The sequence below is a fragment of the Chryseobacterium sp. 22532 genome, from assembly GCF_052044665.1.
Classification (GTDB): Bacteria; Bacteroidota; Bacteroidia; order Flavobacteriales; family Weeksellaceae; genus Chryseobacterium; species Chryseobacterium lathyri.
In genome coordinates this window covers 418,965-434,934 of the sequence record NZ_JBQENJ010000004.1, presented here as the reverse complement: position 1 = coordinate 434,934, position 15,970 = coordinate 418,965, and the positions used below count along the sequence as shown (strand labels likewise).

At 37.9% G+C, this 15,970-nt stretch carries 17 protein-coding genes; 7 read left to right on the top strand and 10 right to left on the bottom strand.

The features are described 5' to 3' along the window. Positions 1–161 precede the first annotated feature (161 nt). The 7 genes from ACTJIV_RS13320 (at position 162) to ACTJIV_RS13290 (ending at position 6,441) form a co-directional block, all read left to right on the top strand. Positions 162–983, top strand: coding sequence for an alpha/beta fold hydrolase (locus tag ACTJIV_RS13320; protein ID WP_440628018.1), 822 nt, complete (start codon positions 162–164; stop codon positions 981–983). A gap of 190 nt (positions 984–1,173) precedes the next feature. Further along, on the top strand, positions 1,174–1,743 hold the full coding sequence (locus ACTJIV_RS13315; protein ID WP_440628016.1) for a hypothetical protein: 570 nt from the start codon (positions 1,174–1,176) through the stop codon (positions 1,741–1,743). Between the two features lie 179 nt (positions 1,744–1,922). Next, positions 1,923–2,120 carry a 50S ribosomal protein L35 gene (rpmI, locus tag ACTJIV_RS13310; RefSeq protein ID WP_047453167.1) on the top strand — a complete coding sequence of 66 codons (198 nt, stop codon included), beginning with the start codon at positions 1,923–1,925 and terminating at the stop codon, positions 2,118–2,120. A 117-nt stretch (positions 2,121–2,237) separates the two neighbouring features. Continuing rightward, positions 2,238–2,582, top strand: coding sequence for a 50S ribosomal protein L20 (gene rplT, locus ACTJIV_RS13305; protein WP_034705993.1), 345 nt, complete (start codon positions 2,238–2,240; stop codon positions 2,580–2,582). 200 nt (positions 2,583–2,782) lie between these two features. Next, positions 2,783–3,958, top strand: a complete 1,176-nt coding sequence (locus tag ACTJIV_RS13300; RefSeq protein WP_440628013.1) for a M28 family peptidase — start codon at positions 2,783–2,785, stop codon at positions 3,956–3,958. Positions 3,959–3,984: 26 nt separating this feature from the next. Next, positions 3,985–5,169 carry a M28 family peptidase gene (locus tag ACTJIV_RS13295; RefSeq protein WP_440628011.1) on the top strand — a complete coding sequence of 395 codons (1,185 nt, stop codon included), beginning with the start codon at positions 3,985–3,987 and terminating at the stop codon, positions 5,167–5,169. 81 nt (positions 5,170–5,250) lie between these two features. Beyond that, positions 5,251–6,441 (top strand): M28 family peptidase, encoded by a 1,191-nt coding sequence (locus tag ACTJIV_RS13290; protein ID WP_440628009.1) that lies wholly within the window; start codon positions 5,251–5,253, stop codon positions 6,439–6,441. 265 nt (positions 6,442–6,706) lie between these two features. Here the strand turns inward: ACTJIV_RS13290 and hisIE are convergent, their stop codons facing one another. From hisIE to ACTJIV_RS13240, 10 genes are all read right to left on the bottom strand, one after another. Further along, entirely contained in the window at positions 6,707–7,294 is a 588-nt protein-coding gene (hisIE, locus tag ACTJIV_RS13285) for a bifunctional phosphoribosyl-AMP cyclohydrolase/phosphoribosyl-ATP diphosphatase HisIE (RefSeq protein ID WP_440628007.1), read from the bottom strand. Next, on the bottom strand, positions 7,291–8,043 hold the full coding sequence (hisF, locus tag ACTJIV_RS13280; RefSeq protein WP_336379421.1) for an imidazole glycerol phosphate synthase subunit HisF: 753 nt from the start codon (positions 8,041–8,043) through the stop codon (positions 7,291–7,293). The genes hisIE and hisF overlap by 4 nt, the downstream gene beginning before the upstream one ends. After that, positions 8,036–8,758, bottom strand: a complete 723-nt coding sequence (hisA, locus tag ACTJIV_RS13275; protein WP_440628221.1) for a 1-(5-phosphoribosyl)-5-[(5-phosphoribosylamino)methylideneamino]imidazole-4-carboxamide isomerase — start codon at positions 8,756–8,758, stop codon at positions 8,036–8,038. The genes hisF and hisA overlap by 8 nt, the downstream gene beginning before the upstream one ends. Before the next feature lie 3 nt (positions 8,759–8,761). Next, entirely contained in the window at positions 8,762–9,340 is a 579-nt protein-coding gene (gene hisH, locus ACTJIV_RS13270; protein WP_223559547.1) for an imidazole glycerol phosphate synthase subunit HisH, read from the bottom strand. 1 nt (position 9,341) lies between these two features. Next, positions 9,342–10,436: a bifunctional histidinol-phosphatase/imidazoleglycerol-phosphate dehydratase HisB gene (hisB, locus tag ACTJIV_RS13265; protein ID WP_440628004.1), complete on the bottom strand. Its 1,095-nt coding sequence runs from the start codon at positions 10,434–10,436 to the stop codon at positions 9,342–9,344. Next, positions 10,433–11,464 carry a histidinol-phosphate transaminase gene (gene hisC / locus ACTJIV_RS13260; protein ID WP_440628002.1) on the bottom strand — a complete coding sequence of 344 codons (1,032 nt, stop codon included), beginning with the start codon at positions 11,462–11,464 and terminating at the stop codon, positions 10,433–10,435. The genes hisB and hisC overlap by 4 nt, the downstream gene beginning before the upstream one ends. Before the next feature lie 4 nt (positions 11,465–11,468). Continuing rightward, positions 11,469–12,743: a histidinol dehydrogenase gene (hisD, locus tag ACTJIV_RS13255; RefSeq protein ID WP_440628000.1), complete on the bottom strand. Its 1,275-nt coding sequence runs from the start codon at positions 12,741–12,743 to the stop codon at positions 11,469–11,471. A gap of 2 nt (positions 12,744–12,745) precedes the next feature. Then, complete coding sequence (hisG, locus tag ACTJIV_RS13250) at positions 12,746–13,603, bottom strand: ATP phosphoribosyltransferase (RefSeq protein ID WP_223559551.1); 858 nt, start codon at positions 13,601–13,603, stop codon at positions 12,746–12,748. 253 nt (positions 13,604–13,856) lie between these two features. Beyond that, positions 13,857–14,954 (bottom strand): glycosyltransferase family 4 protein, encoded by a 1,098-nt coding sequence (locus tag ACTJIV_RS13245; RefSeq protein ID WP_440627998.1) that lies wholly within the window; start codon positions 14,952–14,954, stop codon positions 13,857–13,859. Between the two features lie 124 nt (positions 14,955–15,078). Beyond that, the gene (locus tag ACTJIV_RS13240; protein ID WP_440627996.1) at positions 15,079–15,891 is read right to left on the bottom strand and encodes a 2,3,4,5-tetrahydropyridine-2,6-dicarboxylate N-succinyltransferase; all 813 of its coding nucleotides are present in this window, start codon (positions 15,889–15,891) and stop codon (positions 15,079–15,081) included. Between the last annotated feature and the right edge of the window lie 79 nt (positions 15,892–15,970).

Sequence of the window (15,970 nt, the reverse complement as noted above, 5' to 3'; positions counted from 1 at the left end):
TGTTTTCCTTAGATGCTCTATTAATTTAGCGTTAATAATGCATTATGTTGCTTTATATTTTAATCAATATATTATCTTAGATCAACATATTGCAAATATTTTCCATATACATTTGTGATATATAAACACTATTCATTTATTAATCATAAAAAACAAAAACAATGAGCACACTTACATTAAAAGACGGAACTGAAATTTATTACAAAGACTGGGGAAAAGGACAGCCTGTATTTTTTCATCACGGATGGCCATTATCCAGTGATGACTGGGATGCGCAGATGCTGTTTTTCCTGGAACAGGGCTACAGAGTTATTGCTCATGACAGAAGAGGCCATGGAAGATCTGAACAGACTGCAGAAGGACATAATATGGACACCTATGCTTCTGATGTTGCAGAAATTGCAGAAGCTTTGGATCTTAAAGATGTTATCCATGTAGGACATTCTACCGGAGGTGGTGAAGTGATCAGATATGTGGCACAGCATGGAAAAGGAAGAGTGGCAAAAGCAGTTTTAATAAGTGCCGTTACGCCAATTATGGTTAAAAACGAAAACAATCCGAATGGTGTACCCATGTCTGTGTTCGATGATATCCGTAATAATACTGCTCATCACAGACAGCAATTCTATATTGATCTTACATTCCCTTTTTACGGGTATAACAGAGAAGGAGCTAAAGTTTCTGAAGGTATCCAAAGGAACTGGTGGAGACAAGGAATGAATGGATCTATCAAAGCTCATTATGACTGTATTAAAGCTTTCTCTGAAACAGATTTCACAGAAGACCTTAAAAGTGTAGAGGTACCGGTTTTGGTATTACATGGTGAAGATGACCAGATTGTACCATTTGAAACTACCGGCAAGATTGCCGCTACCCTTCTTAAAAACGGAAAATTAATTTCTTATCCCGGATTTCCACATGGAATGCCTACTACAGAAGCAGAAACGATCAATAAAGATTTATTATCATTTTTTCAATCATAATCAATTTACATTATAATATTTTAAAGCCGTCATTTGAAAAAAATGGCGGTTTAATATTTAAAATACACTTAATAGTGTGTTAAATTTAATTTAAAAATACCATTAATAAAGGATTTGTTTACATTAATTTAATCTTACAATTGTGATTTAATATTATAATTACTATTTTTGCAATGTTAAATCATAACCTATGAAAATTAAATTACTGACTTTATTAAGTCTTACGATGCTTCTTGCATCTTGCGCTCAGGATGATGCTCTTGACAATGTAAATACGAATGTGCAAAATGAAAAGCACAACATGGCAGGTAAAAACAATGAATCCCGTATTTTGGATCTTACACGCTATACCCTTTTAAAAGAGAGCACCAACCATCCGCAGATATTAGAAGCCGGACAATCCATCACTATGGAATACGGCGGCAGCACTTACAAATTTATCATGCAGACGGACAATAATCTTGTTCTGTACAGGGAAAGACCAGGTCTAACTAATGTAATCTGGCATTCCAATACCTACAGAAGCTCAGGTACTCCTAGGCTTATTGTACAAAACGATGGAAATATGGTGATTTACAGAGACGGAAATGCTCTTTGGAGTTCCAATACCGCAGTTAACTATTATGTAGCCAATCCGCACGTTAAGCTTCAGCTTTATTCAAGAACCGGAGCTGCAATTCCTTCAGGATTCAGAATTAAAGTTATTTTAGGTGGAAATAATGAAGAAAGAAACGATATCATCGTTGAAGACTTCTTATAATAAAAACCTTTATTTATAGCCGTTTCATTGAGAAACGGCTTTTTATATTTATATCTGACAAAATCACAGATAATGAAAGTTTGGATTGATTTTTTTTGTATCTTTGCAAACTGTAATTCCTCTGTATTGCAGGAATCAAGGACAAGATATTGATAACAAAACAATAAAAAAGCAGAACAATGCCAAAATTAAAAACGAAATCAGGTGCTAAAAAGCGTTTTAAACTTACCGGAACTGGGAAGATTAAAAGAAAGAATGCTTTCAAAAGCCACATCTTAACTAAGAAAGAAACTAAGCAGAAGAGAAATCTTACGCAGACTTCTTACGTTGCTGCTGTGGATACAAAAAGCGTTCTACGTCAATTAGCCATTAAGTAGTTTTTATAAATCTATATTCGGTTTATAAGAATTCAAACAAATTCAACAATTTAACCCTGAAATGGTGCCACTAAGAGCAGTTTAACTGCCGCCCCTTTCAAAAAAACAATTTAAATTATGCCAAGATCAGTAAATGCAGTAGCTTCAAGAGCTCGCAGAAAGAAAATTATTAAGCAAGCTAAAGGTTTTTTCGGTAGAAGAAAGAACGTTTGGACTGTAGCTAAAAACGCGGTAGAAAAAGCAATGCAATATGCTTACCGTGGAAGAAAAGAGAAAAAGAGAAACTTCAGATCACTTTGGATTACTCGTATTAATGCGGGTGCCAGAGAGCATGGAATGTCTTACTCTCAGTTTATGGGAGCTCTTAAAAAGAACAACGTAGAGCTTAACAGAAAAGTTTTAGCTGATTTAGCAATGAATCATCCTGAAGCTTTCAAAGCAGTTGTAGATCAAGTAAAATAATGTAGAATTTTTTGTTATCAATATAAATCCCGGGCTATGTCCGGGATTTTTTATATCCATATAAATTAAAGGAATTTCGTGTTTCGGAAAGCAGATTAAAAAATAAAATCATATTAGAAAGTTTTCATTTTGGATAAAATAAATTGATTTTTATTATCTACATTTGCTGAATTATTAAATCTATAAATCTTTAGTTAAAAGTGAAAAAAATAACGACTCTTTTACTCCTTTCTTTATCAGCTTACAGTCTTCAGGGCCAGAATTTTATACAGGCTTATCAAACAAGGGTTGATAAGATATCCCAAGCCAATATTACAGCAAACCTACAGAATTTTGGAGATCTTGGTGTAAAAGCGACTGGTACCGTAGAAAATACAAATGCACTGAACTGGCTCAAAACCAAATACCAGTCTTACGGGTATGATGTAAGCCAGATCACAGAAGACAGTTTCACCTATAACGGCAACACTTCAAAAAATTTAATTGTCACCAAAACAGGAACCGTCTATCCAGACACTTATGTGATCATCTGTGGTCATTATGATACCATAGTTGGCCCCGGAGTAAGTGACAATGGCAGCGGAACTTCTATTATGCTGGAAGCAGCCAGAATTTTAAAAGATGTACCTACAGAATATTCTGTGAAATTTATTCATTTTTCCGGTGAAGAGCAGAATCTTTTGGGAAGTACACACTATGTCAATAATGTTGTTTTCCAGAATAATGTACGCCAGCTTAATCTGAAAGTTGTATTCAATATCGATCAGGTTGGAGGAAAACTGGGGAATGTAAATAATAATATTAAGTGTGAAAGCGATCAGAGCGGGCAAACCGGAAATAACGCAGCATCATTGGCGATGACACAACAATTGGCTACCTGTACCACGTTATATTCGCCGCTTCAGACGACCATGTCAAATGCCTATAGTTCGGATTATATGCCATTTGAAAATAAAGGGGACATTATCACAGGATTTTATGAAACAACCAGAAGCTATAACGAACATACCGTTAATGATACTTTTGCCAATGTGGATCCTGTTTATGTATTTAATGTCGGAAAAGCGGCTTTAGGGGCATTGCAGCATTTTGCAGTAGCTTCAACCGTTACCCTAGCAACAGATGATGTACATACCAAAAATTCATTAGAAGCAATCAGGATTTATCCTAATCCGGCCCGTGATGTTCTAAATATTGAGTTGCCAAAGGACCTGGGTCACTTTAAGGTAGAAATTAGTGATATGAATGGCCGCTTAATTTTAAATGCAGAAAACGAAAAGAAAATGAATACTTCCGGTCTGGCAAACGGAGCGTATATGGTCACTGTAAAATCCGATAAAAACAGCATCACCAAAAAAATCATTATAGAAAAATAATCACACACCAACCCAAAATATTTAATATGAAAAAACGTACCATCTTTTTATGGGCTGCATTAGCGGCCGGAAACGTCAGTGCCCAAACTCTCATTCAGGCTTATAAGAACAGGGCCGATCTGGTTTCGCAGACCAGCATAACAAACAATCTTCAGGAATTTTCCAATTTAGGGATAAAAACGACGGGATCATTCAATAATGCCAATACCCTGGCCTGGATCAAGAATAAATATACCTCTTACGGATATTCTGCCAGCCAGATTGTAGAGGATCCATTCACTTTTGGAAGTACAAGCTCCAAGAACCTGGTTATTACCAAAACTGGGACTTTGTATCCTAATAAGTATGTGATTATCTGTGGACATTACGATACGATTACTGGTCCTGGAACCAATGATAACGGAAGCGGAACTTCGGTTATTTTAGAGGTAGCTAAAATTCTAAAAGATATTCCTACGGAATATTCCATCAAGTTTATTCATTTCTCAGGAGAGGAACAGGGCTTATATGGAAGTTCTCATTATGCCAACAATGTTGCGTACCAAAGCGGGGTAAAAAAATTGGATATCAAATTAGTTTTTAATCTTGATCAGGTAGGTGGTAAACTAGGCAATCTCAACAGTAAAATCATCTGCGAAAGAGATACTGCAGGCCAGTCTGGAAACAATGCAGCTTCCAACACCGTTACGCAGCAACTGGCAACATGCACTACCCTATACTCTCCTCTTCAGACCAGTATTTCCAACGCCTATTCCTCAGATTATATGCCTTTTGAACAAAAAGGATATGTGATCACCGGTTTTTACGAATATACAAGAAGTTATACTGAACATACGGTGAACGATACTTTTGCCAATGTAGATCCTGTTTATGTATTTAAAGTAGCCAAAGCTGCGGTAGGTGCCATGCAGCATTTTGCAACAGCATCTTCAACCGTTACAGCCGTTTCTGCAGGTAAAGAAAAGCCAGTAAAATCATTGGAATCTGTAAAAATTTATCCAAACCCGGCGAAGGATATTTTAACAGTAGAATTACCTGATCCAGCAATAAAAGATTTCACCGTTGAAATTACCGATCTAAAAGGACTTTCTCTATTGAAAGTAGAAAACCGGTCTCAGGTGAATGTTTCACATTTAAACAACGGAATTTATTTATGCACTGTTAAAACCGAAGGTTCAAGTGTTACCAGAAAGATCATTATTGAAAAGTAAATAGACCTTAAAGTCCCGGCATTTATCCAGGATTTTATTGTTCAGATTCACACCAATCACCACAATCTTAAACTAATTAAAATGAAAAAAACAATCACGATGCTGTCTGTTTGTCTGGCAGTATTCAGCAGTAAGGCCCAGACTTTTATACAGGCTTATCAGGACAGGGTCAATCTGGTTTCACAAACCAATATTACCACGAATTTACAGCAGTTCTCAAACCTGGGCATCAAAACTACGGGTTCACTCCAAAATGCCAATGCATTAACCTGGCTGAAAAATAAGTATACTTCATTTGGATATTCTGCCAGCCAGATCGTAGAAGATCCTTTCACATTTGGGAGTACAAGTTCTAAAAATCTGGTCATTACTAAAACGGGAACGGTTTACCCTAATAAGTATGTGATCATCTGCGGGCATTTTGACAGTATCTACGGCCCTGGGGTGAATGATAATGGAAGCGGAACCTCTATTATTTTGGAAGCTGCAAGGATTTTAAAAGATGTTCCTACGGAATATTCAATTAAATTCATCCATTTTTCCGGTGAGGAACAGGGATTGAGAGGAAGCACCCATTACGCTAATAATGTAGCTTATCAGAACGGGACAAGGGTATTGGACATCAAGCTGGTATTCAATCTTGACCAGGTAGGCGGTGTTATGGGCAACAACAATAATACGGTATATTGTGATCAGGATCAGGCTGGGCCAACTAGCAATAATGCCGCTTCGGCAGCAGTAACGCAGCAGCTCAGAAACTGTACGACACTATATTCTCCTCTTCTGACTGCTGTGGATCCTGCAGAGGATACAGATTACATCCCATTTGAAAGAAAAGGAGAAGTGATCACTGGCTTTTTTGAAAGAATAAGAAGTACTTACCCGCATTCCATTGATGATACTTTTGCCAATACAGACCCTGTTTATATTTACAAAATAGGAAAAGCAACGGTTGGAGCGCTACAGCATTTTGCAGTTGCCACTTCGGTAAGTTCCATCGTACTGGGAGCAAAGGAAACCGCTTCAAATCATTCTCTTGAAACAACTCTATCCATTTATCCCAATCCTTCTAAAGATACCATCAATATTGAGCTTCCCGATACCGGCAGAAAAGATTTCAGCTTCGAAATTACAGATCTTTCAGGAAAATCACTTCTTAAGGCTGCTAATGAAAAGACAGTCAATGTTTCAGGACTGGCCGCAGGAGCTTATATTGGCGTTATTAAAGCTGATGGACAGACTGCTGTACGAAAAATTCTGATTGAAAGATAATTGAAAAATTAAATATGAGATGTGAGCAGGAAAAATCTTTCCTGCTTTTTAATTTAATCTAATTTGAATTTAAAATCAAAACTATAGGTCAGTTTTTTAATTTCCTTTTCTAATAAACTATTCCTGGATTAGTATGGAGACAGATACGATCAATATTTCTTAAACCGAACCCATATATTCTTAAGGGTCGCAAAGGCGGAATCGATTTCTGGTCGATTCGACTAAGCCTTCGTTTTATTCTTCCCACAGTGTATACTTTCCCTGTCTATTTATCCCTGCTTAGAAGAACTGTTTCAATATCCTCCATCTCAAATCCTTTTGCCTTAAGCAGGATCAGGAAATGGTAAAGCAGATCTGCCGCTTCGTTCTTAAAAAGATCATCATTGCTGTCTTTGGCTTCAATAACCAGTTCTACAGCTTCCTCTCCTACTTTCTGAGCCATTTTATTGATGCCTCTCTGATAAAGGGAATAGGTATAGGAGCCTTCTGTCTTATGATCTATTCTTTCAGCAATTTTTGCTTCTAATTCATATAAAAATCCTTTGCTTTCTTTTTCACCGAAACAGCTGAAGCTTCCGGTATGGCAGACTGTATTTGTAGGAACTGCCTGAATCAAAATGGTGTCCTGATCACAATCTATACTTATGTTTTTTACGGTCAGAAAATTGCCCGATTCTTCTCCCTTAGTCCAAAGCCTGTTTTTAGAACGGCTGAAAAAGGTGACAATACCTTCCCTTTCCGTCTTTTTATAAGCTTCCTCATTCATGTAACCCAACATGAGTACCTGCTGTGTTCTGCTGTCCTGGATAATGACCGGGACAAGTCCGTTATTTTTATCAAAATCTATTTTCATCGTACGGGTATTTTTTGATTTTTTAAGTATTGTTTTAATTCCTGAATGGGCACTTCATTGAAATGGAAAATACTGGCTGCCAGAGCTCCTGTTGCTTTTGTTTCATCAAATACTTTAATGAAGTCATCTGCGCTTCCAGCTCCTCCTGAAGCAATCACAGGGATAGAAACAGCCTCTGAAACCAGCTTCGTGATGCGGATATCAAATCCGTTTTTTGTTCCGTCACCATCCATCGAGGTCAACAAGATTTCTCCGGCTCCCAAAGAAGCTGCTTCCTTTGCCCAGTTTACAGTATTTAAGCTGGTAGCCTGTTTTCCACCTCTGACGTATACAAGATCTGATCCGTCTGTAAACCGGGTATCAACAGCTACAACCACGCATTGGCTTCCGAATTCTTTGGCAAGCTCATAGATCAGCTGCGGGTTTTTAACGGCAGAAGAATTGATGCTGATTTTGTCTGCTCCGGCTTCCAGAAGCTTCCTAACGTCGTCCACAGAAGAAATTCCGCCACCTACTGTAAATGGGATGCTCAATTCCCGGGCAATTTTCTTTACCAGATCTGCAAATGTTTTTCTGTCTTCCAGAGTTGCCGTAATATCCAGAAAAACCAGCTCATCAGCTCCTTCCATTTCGTATTTCACCGCAAGCTCAACAGGATCTCCGGCATTCCGGAGCCCTTCAAAATTAATTCCTTTTACCGTTGTTCCGTCTTTAATATCCAGACAGGGAATGATTCTTTTTTTAAGCATTTTCAATAAATTTCTGAAGTTGTGATAAACTTATTTTTCCCTCATAAATAGCCTTTCCGATAATTGTTCCTGAACATCCGATTTCCTTCATGCTGTACACATCTTCCATACAGGAAATTCCACCGCTGGCCGTAAGCTTTACTGAGGTTTTACCCAATATTTCTTTGTACAGATCTATAGATGGCCCCTTCAGCATTCCATCTTTTGAAATATCGGTACAGATCGTTTGGCTGATTCCTTTTTCCTGATACTGAAGGAGAAAACCTATGATATCTAAAGTACTTTCTTCCAGCCATCCGGACGTTTTGATCTTTCTGTTCTCACAGTCAGCCCCTAAAATGATCTTGTCATTGCCATATTTTTGAATCATTTCAAAACAGAATTCCGGATCCTGTACGGCAATGCTACCAAGGGTTATCTGCTTTGCTCCTGAATTAAAAGCAATTTCTATGTCATCCCCGGTCTTTAATCCACCTCCAAAATCAATATGAAGAGAGGTTTCCCTGGCTATATTTTCCAGGACTTTTTGGTTCACGATATGCTTGGATTTAGCTCCGTCGAGGTCAACAAGGTGAAGAAATTGGATTCCAAAGCTTTCGAATTCTTTGGCAGTCTCTACAGGATCTTCACTGTATATTTTTTTGGTAGAATAATCTCCTTTTGATAGGCGGACACATTTTCCGTCAATAATATCAATAGCTGGAATAATTTTCATCATTTACAATTTTATAAAGTTGTTTAATATTCTGCTGCCCGTTACCCCAGATTTTTCCGGGTGAAACTGTACCGCAAAAAAATTATCTTTCTGCAAGGAAGCACTGAACGGCAGAATATAGTCACATACCGCAGCGGTAGACGCTGATTGCCCACAATAATAGCTGTGAACAAAGTAAAGATCACTGTTATCTTCAATTCCTGAAAAAAGTGGAGATTTCAGCCCGGAAATAGTATTCCAGCCCATATGGGGAACCAGATTTTCGGGCGGAAACTGTTTAACTTCCACATCAAAAATTCCTATTCCTTTTGTGTTACCCTCTTCATTATCACCACACATCAGCTGCATTCCCAGGCAGATTCCCAAAACAGGCTGTTTCAAACTTGGAAGAAGCGTATCAAGACCTTTTTCCTTAAGGACTTTCATTGTTGAAGAAGCTTCCCCAACACCCGGAAAAATAACTTTATCAGCTTTTAAGATGAGTTCAGGATCATCTGTAATGATGGAACCAATACCGAGCCTGGCCAAAGCATTCTGGACCGAGCTTACATTCCCCCCGTTATATTTTATTAGTGCAATCATATTATAAGCTTCCTTTAGTTGATGGTAAATTAAAACTGCTGTCCGACTGGTTCACCGCCATTTTAACGGCTTTTGCAAATGCTTTGAAAACAGCTTCTATTTTGTGGTGCTCGTTACTGCCTTCCGCTTTGATGTTCAGATTGGATTTTGAAGAATCTGTAAATGATTTGAAAAAGTGAAAAAACATTTCTGTCGGGACATCCCCTATTTTTTCTCTTTTGAAATCAACATCCCAAACAATCCATGGCCGGCCTCCGAAATCAATGGCAGCCTGAGCAAGACAATCGTCCATCGGAAGCAGAAACCCGTATCTTTCAATCCCTTTTTTATTACCCAGCGCTTTTAGAAAAGCCTCTCCTAAAGCAATTCCTGTATCTTCAATGGTGTGATGCTCATCCACATTAAGATCTCCTTTAACTTTAATTTTAAGATCTAAATTTCCGTGTCTGGCGATTTGGTCCAGCATATGATCAAAAAAATGAAGTCCCGTTGAAATTTCTGCAATTCCCTTCCCGTTGAGATCTATTTCAATATCAATTTCAGTTTCATTGGTCTTTCTGTAGACTTTAGCCTTTCTTGATTCCTGCTTTAAAAAGCGATAGATCTCAGACCAATCTGTTGTTGTAAGTGCCGTATTTTCATTAAAGCTTTCATTGATAAAAATAGCTTTAGTTCCCAAATTTTGAGCAAGTTGAACATCTGTCATCCTATCTCCGATAACGTAAGAATTTTCAAGATCATAACTTCCGTAAATGTATTTTGAAAGCATTCCAATGCCAGGTTTTCTCGTAGGAAGGTTTTCATGCTCAAAACTTTTGTCGATCAGAATATCACTGAAAATAATTCCTTCGTTTTCAAAGGTCTTCAGCATTTTTTCCTGTGGTTTGATAAAATCTTCATAGGGAAAACTTTCTGTTCCTAAACCATCCTGATTGGTTACCATTACCAATTCGTAATCCATTTCCCTAACAATTTTGGAAAGGTTCTGAAAAACTCCGGGATAAAATTCAAGCTTTTCCAGCGAATCTACCTGAAAATCTTCGGGCGGTTCTATAATAAGAGTTCCGTCACGGTCTATAAAGAGTACTTTTTTCATGATGCAATTGCTTTTAAAACATTGATTAATTTTTCGTTTTCTTCACGGGTTCCTATGTTGATCCTGATACAGTCCGGGATCGCAGGTGCTCTTTTACTGGTAAGAATTTCTTTTTCAAACATTCCATTGTACACTTCTTCAACATTTTTCATTTTAATCAGGAAGAAATTGGCATCCGTTGGAAACACTTTTACGATACATTCAATGGCTTTAAACTGCTCTTCCAGCCAGGTTCTTTCCTTGAGTATACTATCAACATTTTCCTTAAGCTTATTTTTATCGTCCAAAAGGTTTAAAATAACTTCCTGGCTTAGGGCATTCACATTATAAGGAGCTTTCACTGTATTGATCAGGCGAATAACCTCTTCGGATGCATAAGCAGCTCCTACTCTCGCTCCGGCTGTTCCCCAGGCTTTAGAAAATGTCTGCAAAACAATTAAGTTGGAGTATTTATTCAGCAGTTCAATTCCAGATTTGTTTCCTGAAAACTCAATATAGGCTTCATCAATGACAACAATACCATCAAAGTTCTGGATGAAAAATTCGATATCCTCAACGCTATTTCCCGTCGGATTATTCGGTGAGCACAGGAAGAAAATTTTAATCTCACGTTCTTTTGTAATCTTTAAAAAGTCATCTTTTACCATTTCAAAATTTTCATCCAGATCCAGCTTGAGAACTTCATTTTCATTCACTGCAGCGTAAAAGGCATACATAGCAAATGAAGGGTTCATCATCAGAATAGCATCTTTTTTAGGTTCGCAGAAAATTTTGATGATCAGATCGATCAGTTCGTCGCTTCCGTTCCCTAGTGCGATCTGATTGGATGAAACGTCTTTAAGTTCCGCCAGCTTTTTCTTAAGTTTTTTTTGTGTAGAATCCGGATACCTGTTGAATTCCCCGAACGGACATTCATTCGCATCCAGCATTACAGGAGCATTGAATTCATTATGATCTCTGAAACTGATGTAAGGCTGTAGGCTCAGTATATTTTTTCTTACTAAAGTATTGAGGTTAAATTCTTTCATTATATTATTTTAATCTGATAGATACTGCATTTTTGTGGGCAATAAGGCCTTCGGCTTCTGCCATTATTTCAATTGTTTTTCCTATTTTCTTTAATCCTTCTTTAGACAAATGCTGAAAGGTGATTTTCTTGACAAAGCTGTCGAGAGAAACCCCACTGTAATTCTTTGCATAAGCATTGGTTGGCAGTGTATGATTGGTTCCGCTGGCATAATCTCCGGCGCTTTCACAGGAATAATTTCCGAGGAAAACGGATCCTGCATTTTCAATCATTGGCACATATTGATTAAAATCTTCCAACGCAAGAATAAGATGTTCCGGAGCGTACAGGTTACTGAATTCCAGAGCTTCATCAATAGAATTGACCAGAATAAAAAGACTGTGATCCAACGCCTGGCCGGCCATCTCATTTCTCGGAAGCTTTTTGATCTGCTTTTCAACGGCTTCAACGGTTTCTGTAAAAATCTTATAATCTGTGGTGATAAACACGACCTGGCTATCACTTCCGTGTTCTGCCTGCGACAGCAGATCTGCTGCACAGAACCCGGGAACGGCTTTATTATCTGCGATAACAAGAACTTCACTGGGGCCTGCAGGCATATCAATCGCCACACCATAACGCTGTGCATATTCTTTCGCTGCAACGACAAATTGGTTTCCGGGTCCAAAAATTTTATACACTTTCGAGATGCTTTCTGTTCCCAGAGCCATCGCTGCAACGGCCTGTGCTCCTCCGGTTTTAAAGATTTTTGTAATACCGCAAAGCTTTGCTGCATACAGAATAGCCGGATTAATATTCCCATTGCTATCCGGTGGCGTACAGAGAATAATCTCTTTACATCCTGCCAGATTGGCTGGTACTGCAAGCATGAGGACTGTTGAAAATAAAGGTGCTGTGCCTCCCGGAATATAGATGCCTACTTTTTCAATTGCACGGTTTTCTCTCCAGCAGATTACTCCTTTTACCGTTTCAATTTTTTGTGTTTCTACAATTTGAGAAGCATGGAATTTTGAAATATTTTCTTTTGCCTGCTGAATAGCCTTCTTTAAATCTTCAGAGATTTCATTTTCTGCATTGGCCAATTCGGTTTCTGAAACTGTTATTTGTGGAGTTACTGCTTTGTCAAATTTTTTATTGAATTGAATAAGTGCCTGATCCCCATATTTTTCTACAGATTCAAATATTTCTGCAATAAGTCCGGATATTTCTTTACGCTCAAAAACAGGTCGTTGTACAAGATTCGTCCATGTTTTTCTTTCAGGATATCTGTATATTTTCATAATTAAATAACCATTTTATCGATTGGAATAATGAGTATATCCTGGGCTCCGTTTTCTTTCAGTTCATCAATCACGTCCCAAAATCTTTCTTCGTCAATTACGGAATGGATGCTGCTCCAGCCCTTTTCAGCTAAAGGAATGACGGTAGGGCTTTTCAATACGGGAAGAACCGAAGCAATATCGCTGATTTTATCATCAGGAACATTCATGAGGATATATTTCGAATTTTTGGCTTTTAATACGGATTTAATTCTGAACAGGAATTTATCCAGAATGGCTTCTTTTTGAGTATCGAGCAAAGAGGTTTTTGCTAAAACTGCTTCTGATGTCAGAATCGTAACGGTTTCCCTTAATCCGTTTTTAAACAGTGTGCTTCCGGAACTTACAATATCACAGATGCCGTCTGCCAGACCAATATTCGGGGCAATTTCCACTGAGCCGGAAATAATGTGGATATCGGAAGCAATTCCTTTTTCCTCAAGGAAATTTTTAAGGGTATTGGGATAAGAGGTAGCGATTTTTCTACCCTGAAAGTAGGAAAGATCATCGGTTTCCACATCTTTGGGAACGGCTAAGGAAACACGGCATTTTGAGAATCCAAGCTTCTGGACAATCTGGATATTTTTCTGTTTTTCTGCTAAAAGATTTTCGCCGACAATGGCAATATCTACCACCCCGTCTTCAAGGTATTGTGGAATATCTGAATTTCTGAGATACATGATCTCCATGGGAAAGTTGTCTACGGAAACTTTTAGCTGGTCTTTCCCGTTGTTAACAAAAATACCGCAGTCTTTGAGGAGCTGAAGAGAATCTTCGTAGAGCCGGCCACTTTTCTGAATCGCAATTTTTAATTTACTCATTGTATTATTTTAAGATAAATCTGAGTAAATGAAAACTGATCTGTTGGATACGTCCGGAAGAATCCGGGAAACAAAAAAACCGTCTGTTTACTCAGACGGTTTTAATTATTTTTTGATTTTAACACATGTTTCTATCAACCAATTCCGTCTTAGCAGAGATGATGATAGTAATGATGAAGTGTTAAAAAATTCGGTTTCATTGTATTGAATTGTGGTACAAATGTAGGATTTATTTTTAAACTGCAAAGTTTTTTTACAGATTTTTTTTGTAGAGATCCATCAATTGCTTGGCAATAGGCTCGTCATTAAATTTCTGAACAAACTCGAAACTCTTTTCTGCACGGCGTTTTCTTTCGGATTCATTTTCCCAGAGAAATTTTATTTTGGCACCGATATCGAGATAATTGGCAGGATCGATGTAAACGGAGTCTTTTCCTCCTGCTTCCGGCAAGCAGCTGGCATTGCTTGTGATTGTCACTGTCCTTGAAAAAAGGGCCTCTATTACCGGAATTCCAAAGCCTTCAAAAAAGCTCGGGTACACAAAGATGTCTGCCAGTTTGTAAATTACAGCCAATTCATCCATGGAAACCCCTTCCAGAAAGATCACCTGTTTTTCCATTTTGTTCTTCCTGATAAAGGCTTCTACTTTTTTGTAGTAGTTAGTCTTTCTTCCAACAACAACCAGCGGAATATCTGTTCCGCTGATTCCTTTAACAATATTGAGAAGGTTTTTACGGTCTTCGATGGTTCCAACGTTTAAAATATAGCGTTCCGGAAGACTGAACTTTCCCTTTACCTCCTGAGTAAATTCATTAGACTGCTGTTCTTTAAAAGCTTTGTGGCATCCCTGGTAAATAACTTCAATTTTGCTTTCAGAGACTTTTAAATAGGTGATAATATCTCTTTTGGTCTGTTCTGAAATAGCAATGATCTTATTTGCTGAAGAAGCAGCTTTTTTAAATTTCCACAGGTGTATTTTCCGGTCAAAAAAGGAATAATACTGCGGATATCTCATAAAGATCAGGTCATGGATCGTTACAATTTTTTTGATAGGTTCTTTCCCCCATTTCAACGGAAGTTCACCGGAAAGACCATGAAATATATCTGCTCTCTGTTTTTGGGCATCTTTTCCCATTTTAAGCTGTCGGGAAAGATTTCCTTTTGAGGTAGATACAAACCGGACATTTGGTTTTTCCAGGATTTCTTTACCTCTCTCTGAACTGTTTTTGTTCAGCAGCAGGTATTCGTTTTCAGGATAGTATTGAGAAAGAATCCTGACAAGGTCCCTTGAATAATTGCCCAATCCGGACGTATTGTGAAAAAAACGTTTTGCATCGAAGGCAATTTTCATATCAAAGTTTTTAATAAGCTTTTTTAACTGTTTAAAGGTATAAATAAAATAAACCCTAAATGACTATTCAGGGTTTATTATATAAATTTTAAAATGAAACTTTAAAATTTAGGGAAAACACAGCTTATACGGCTACATTATTCTCTCTTAAAGCATCATTAAGGGATGTTTTTTTATCTGTAGATTCTTTTCTCTGGCCGATAATCAATGCACATGGAACCTGGTATTCTCCTGCAGGATACTGTTTTGTGTAGCTTCCCGGGATTACTACTGAACGGGCAGGAACTCTTCCTTTGATCTCAACAGGCTGGTCACCTGTAACGTCAATAATTTTTGTAGAAGCAGTCAGTACAACATTAGCACCCAATACGGCTTCTTTTTCTACGTGAACACCTTCAACAACGATACATCTTGAGCCGATGAAACAATCATCTTCAATGATAACAGGAGCTGCCTGTAAAGGCTCCAATACACCACCGATACCAACTCCACCACTCAGGTGAACATTTTTACCGATCTGTGCACAGCTTCCTACTGTTGCCCAGGTATCAACCATAGTTCCTGAATCTACATAAGCTCCGATATTTACGTAAGACGGCATCAAAATCACTCCTGAAGCAACGAAAGATCCTTCTCTGGCAATTGCATGCGGTACAACTCTTACTCCTTTTTCGGCATAATTTCTCTTCAAAGGAATTTTGTCATGAAATTCAAATGGACCTACTTCAATAGTTTCCATCTTCTGAATCGGGAAATACATTACTACGGCTTTCTTCAGCCATTCATTCACCTGCCATCCGTTTTCTGTAGGCTCAGCAACACGAAGCTCACCTGAATCCAATAAAGAAATAACTTCTCTTATCGCTTTCTTGCTGTCTTCGTTCTGTAATAAATCTCTATTATCCCAAATGTTTTCAATAGTTTGTTGTAACGACATGTTTCTTGTTTGATTTTAGTATAAATTATCCCTGCAGCTTCCCACAGTTCTGAAGGCCAAAAATACAAAAGATTGTCAT